The 3,154-nt window shown below is 38.6% G+C and carries 2 protein-coding genes; both read left to right on the top strand.

Going from position 1 to position 3,154, the window contains the following annotated elements:
• Window positions 1–132: 132 nt before the first annotated feature.
• Window positions 133–2,577, top strand: coding sequence for a DUF5686 and carboxypeptidase regulatory-like domain-containing protein (locus tag ACR2F3_RS00635; RefSeq protein WP_432708049.1), 2,445 nt, complete (start codon window positions 133–135; stop codon window positions 2,575–2,577).
• 77 nt (window positions 2,578–2,654) lie between these two features.
• Window positions 2,655–3,154: rhodanese-like domain-containing protein (locus ACR2F3_RS00630; protein WP_432708048.1), on the top strand; the 500-nt coding region annotated here is incomplete at its 3' end.

The following is a 3,154-nucleotide window of genomic DNA, read 5'->3' as shown; positions in this document are numbered from 1 at the left end:
TTCTTGTTTAAGAAGCGGTTGTAGTGTTTTATACATCTTTATATGATTTATTGCATTCAAAGTTAGAAAAATATCAACGTTCGCCCTAAAGAAAATAAGTATGGGGAAAAAATCATTATATTTAGTTTACATATGAAAAACATCTACTACTCACTTTTACTCCTATTAGGTTTTGTAAACAGTGTGTACGCCCAGAATTATACTTTAACAGGTCAGATTAAAGATCAAAATGGGGAACCTATTCCGTTTACCTCGGTTTATGTAAAAAATACAACTATAGGTACTTCGGCAAACATAGATGGGATCTATAAACTTGCCTTAGCAAAGGGCACCTATACTATTACCTTCCGTAATGTTGGTTATAAAAGCATAGATAAAGTACTAACCATTTTAGGTAATCATACCCAAAATGTAGTATTGGCACCAGAATCCTATACCTTAAATAATGTAACCATTAGCGCAAACGCAGAAGATCCAGCTTATGCAATTATCAGGCAAGCCATTCGTAACAGGAAAAAACACTTAGACGAAGTCAAGGAATTTAGCTGCGATGTTTACATCAAAGGCGTACAAAAATTGGTTGGTGCACCAAAAAAGTTTTTCGGGAAAGATATACAACGCACCTTAGACCTGGATACTAACCGCCGTGGCATCATTTACCAATCCGAATCTCGTTCTATTTACAACTGCCGCCGTCCCGATCACATCCACGAAGAGATGATCGCTTCAAAAGTAGCCGGTAGAAATAACGCCTTTAGCTTTAATAAAGCCTCTGATTTAGAAATTAACTTCTATAACAACATCATGTTGGAGAACGTATTAAGTTCTCGCGGATTTGTATCACCAATTGCAGATAGGGCCATGTTTTATTACCGTTATAAACTTCTTGGTGTAACGATGGACAATGGCGTGATGATTAACAAAATTGAGGTTATCCCCCGCCGAAAACATGACCCGGTATTCAGGGGTATTATTTACATAGCTGATGACAGCTGGCGTATTCAGGGTACAGATTTATACCTCACTAAAAACACAGGCATTAACCTGATTGACACGCTGAACATTAGCCAGCAATTTATCAAGGTTCAAGATGCCTATATGCCTTCCAACATCAACTTCACCTTTAATGGCAATGTGATGGGATTTAAATTTGAGGGTTATTACCTTGGTGTATACAGCAACTATAACCTGAACCCACAATTTCCTGAGAACTATTTTAAAGGTGAGATCCTAAAAATCGGGGAAACAGTAAATGACAAGGATTCGGTTTATTGGACATCAACGCGACCAATACCACTCACCCTGGAAGAAAAGCGAAACTACACCAGGAAAGACAGCATTGAGAAAAGAAAGGAATCAAAATATTACCTCGACTCGGTGGAGAGGGCAAATAATAACATCACAGCTTCCAAGCTGCTTCTTACCCATTATACCTTTAACAACCGCTATGCACAACGTTCTCTTAAGTTAGACCCCATATTAAGGAGTCTATTTTACAACACCGTTGAGGGATTTGGTTTTAGTTACGGAGTTACTTATACAAAGGAGTTCGAAAATGCACGCAGGTATATCATCAGGCCGGAAGTGAGGTATGGTTTTGCCAATAAAATTTTAACAGGAAATATTAGTAGTAGTTACATCTATGACCCGGTTAAAAGAGCTGACGTAGGTTTATCTTTTGGTTCGGGTATTTACGACCTTAACCCGTTCGGAACCATGACCATGTTATCGAACTCTTTAAACAGCCTTCTTTTCGGAAAAAATTTCCCTAAATTTTACCAAAAGCAATTCATCAACGGAAGAACTTCCAGACTTCTGGCAAGAGGATTACAGGGTACAGTGTCTTTGGAATATGCTAACAATAGAAACCTGGTAAACCATACGTTATATTCTTTCAAAAAAGACAATGAGTTTACTTCCAACAACCCATTTTCTCCGCTGGTAGAAACGCCATTGTTCCCGAACTATCAGGCATTAACCGCTTACGCACGACTATCGTACAGCATAAAACAGGAATATATTACCCGTCCTGATGGTATTTTTTACCAGGAATCCAAATACCCACGCATCGACCTGGCGTATAGAAAGGGGATAAAAAATGTATTTGGCAGTGACGCTGATTATGACCTTGTAACGCTGGAGCTTACTAAAGAAAGAATAAGTACTGGCTTATGGGGGTATTTTTCCTTTTTAGTAGGAACTGGTAAATTTCTAAACAATAATACGGTGTATTATCCAGATAGCAAACATTTCAGGGGAAACAACTCTTTAACTTCCTTACCTGATTTGCGTAAATTTTCATTCCTTGATTTTTACCAGTATAGCACAGACCGCCACTATGTAGAAGCCCATTTAGAATACAACTTTGCTGGTTTAATTACGAATAAAATCCCATTACTACGTAACATTAAATTGGAAGAAGTGATTGGGGGAAGCTATCTTAACCAGCCTAATAAGAAAAATTACAAGGAGTTTTACTTCGGTCTGCAGCGCTTGATCTTCAGAGCTACCTATGGTTTTGCTTATGATGGCAATAAAAAAGTACAACAAGGGTTTAGAATATCGTACGGATTTTAATGGTTTCAATTTGTGAGCAGTGCACTAAATATGTACTTTTGCAGCATTAAACGCCGTATGCAACGGTATCAATAACTATGAAAAAATTCCAGACCCTACTCTATTATTGCTATAGTACGATAGCTGATGCAGAACAATTTGCTGCCGATCACCTTACATTTTGCAAATCACTTGGCCTTGTTGGCCGTATCATTGTGGCCGAAGAAGGCTTAAACGGCACTGTTTCGGGCACTCAGGAAGCTTGCGAGGCTTATATGAAAGCGATCAAAGCTGACCCCCGTTTTGCCAAAACTGATTTTAAAATAGACGACGTTGAAGAGCCCTCTTTTATTAAAATGCACTGCCGGTACAAATCAGAAATTGTGCATTCTGGCTTGAGAGACCCCAATGTGATTGACCCAAATAAACAAACTGGTAAACACCTGGAACCAGCGGATTTCCAGAAAATGATAGACCAGGAAGACGTTGTGATTCTTGATGTACGCTCTAATTACGAACACAACCTGGGACGTTTCAAAAATGCAGTAACCTTAGATATCGAGAATTTCAGAGACTTTCCTAACAAGATCAACGAACT

The organism is Pedobacter sp. (assembly GCF_045627485.1).
In the GTDB taxonomy this organism is placed as follows: domain Bacteria; phylum Bacteroidota; class Bacteroidia; order Sphingobacteriales; family Sphingobacteriaceae; genus Pedobacter.
This window is presented reverse-complemented; position numbering and strand designations above follow the sequence as displayed.

Coding starts and splice junctions, on each gene's coding strand:
- ACR2F3_RS00635 (WP_432708049.1), top strand. CDS start 133: ATGAAAAACATCTACTACTCACTTTTACTCCTATTAGGTTTTGTAAAC.